Here is a 1,579-nt window from a genome sequence, read left to right as displayed (position 1 = left end):
TTCTGGCGAGATGGATAACGCCCATAAAAAAGGCCACCTGACGGTGGCCAACCATGTCGAAATCGGACAGATTTCTGCTTCGGAGAAGCAGAGAGGGTTTACTTGATGATAGCTTTCAGCGCTTCGCCGATATCGGCCAGGCTGCGAACGGTTTTCACACCAGCGGCTTCCAGGGCGGCGAATTTCTCATCAGCAGTACCTTTACCGCCAGCGATGATGGCGCCCGCGTGGCCCATACGCTTGCCTTTCGGCGCGGTCACGCCCGCGATGTAGCCGACAACCGGCTTGGTCACGTGCTCTTTGATGTAGGCTGCCGCTTCTTCTTCCGCGCTGCCGCCGATCTCACCGATCATCACGATCGCTTCGGTCTGCGGATCTTCCTGGAACAGCTTCAGGATATCGATGAAGTTGGAGCCCGGGATCGGGTCGCCGCCGATACCGACGCAGGTAGACTGGCCGAAGCCGTAGTCGGTGGTCTGCTTAACCGCTTCATAGGTCAGGGTACCGGAACGGGAAACGATGCCCACTTTACCCGGCTTGTGAATGTGACCCGGCATGATGCCGATTTTGCATTCGCCCGGGGTGATAACGCCTGGGCAGTTCGGGCCAATCATGCGCACGCCCGCTTCGTCCAGCTTCACTTTCACAGTCAGCATATCCAGCGTCGGGATACCTTCGGTGATGGTGATAATCAGCTTAATGCCCGCGTCGATTGCTTCCAGAATGGAGTCTTTGCAGAACGGTGCCGGAACGTAGATAACGGTCGCGGTCGCGCCGGTCGCTTCAACGGCTTCGCGCACGGTGTTGAACACCGGCAGACCCAGATGGGTGGTGCCGCCTTTGCCTGGCGTCACGCCGCCAACCATTTGCGTACCGTAAGCGATCGCTTGTTCAGAGTGGAAGGTCCCCTGGCTACCGGTGAAGCCCTGGCAGATAACCTTGGTATCTTTATTAATTAAAACTGACATTATTTCCCCTCCACTGCGGCAACAACCTGCTGTGCTGCGTCCGTCAGACTTTTCGCTGCAATAATATTCAGGCCGCTGTCAGCCAGTTTTTTCGCGCCCAGTTCGGCGTTGTTACCTTCCAGACGAACGACGACCGGAACGTTAACCCCAACTTCCGCTACCGCACCGATGATGCCGTCAGCAATCAGGTCGCAACGCACGATGCCGCCGAAGATGTTAACCAGCACTGCTTTCACATTGTCATCAGAAAGGATGATTTTGAACGCTTCGGTCACGCGCTCTTTGGTCGCGCCGCCGCCAACGTCGAGGAAGTTAGCCGGTTCGCCGCCGTGCAGCTTAACGATGTCCATGGTGCCCATCGCCAGGCCTGCGCCGTTAACCATGCAGCCGATGTTGCCATCCAGCGCCACGTAGTTCAGTTCCCACTGCGCCGCCTGCGCTTCGCGCGGATCTTCCTGAGACTGGTCGCGCATTTCGCGCAGATCCGGCTGGCGGAACAGTGCGTTGCCGTCAGCGCCCAGTTTGCCGTCGAGGCAGATCAGGTCGCCCTGCTTAGTGATAACCAGCGGGTTGATTTCGATCAGCGCCAGGTCGCGCTCAAGGAAAATGGT

General features: G+C 57.9%; 1 protein-coding gene and 1 pseudogene. Both read right to left on the bottom strand.

Annotated features, from left to right (window positions below; translation table 11 throughout):
- Positions 1–98: 98 nt before the first annotated feature.
- A complete protein-coding gene (gene sucD, locus AACG97_RS00175; RefSeq protein WP_004885990.1) occupies positions 99–968 on the bottom strand; it encodes a succinate--CoA ligase subunit alpha in 870 nt (289 codons plus the stop codon).
- Positions 968–1,579 (bottom strand): annotated as a pseudogene (gene sucC / locus AACG97_RS00170) (succinate--CoA ligase subunit beta); the annotation flags it as partial. The pseudogene sucC and the gene sucD, both read right to left, overlap by 1 nt.

The sequence above is a fragment of the Pseudomonas sp. Nvir genome (genome assembly GCF_963778085.1).
Lineage (GTDB): Bacteria > Pseudomonadota > Gammaproteobacteria > Pseudomonadales > Pseudomonadaceae > Aquipseudomonas > Aquipseudomonas juntendi.
The sequence above is the reverse complement of the archived record's forward strand: the minus strand, read 5'-3'. Positions and strand labels throughout refer to the sequence as shown.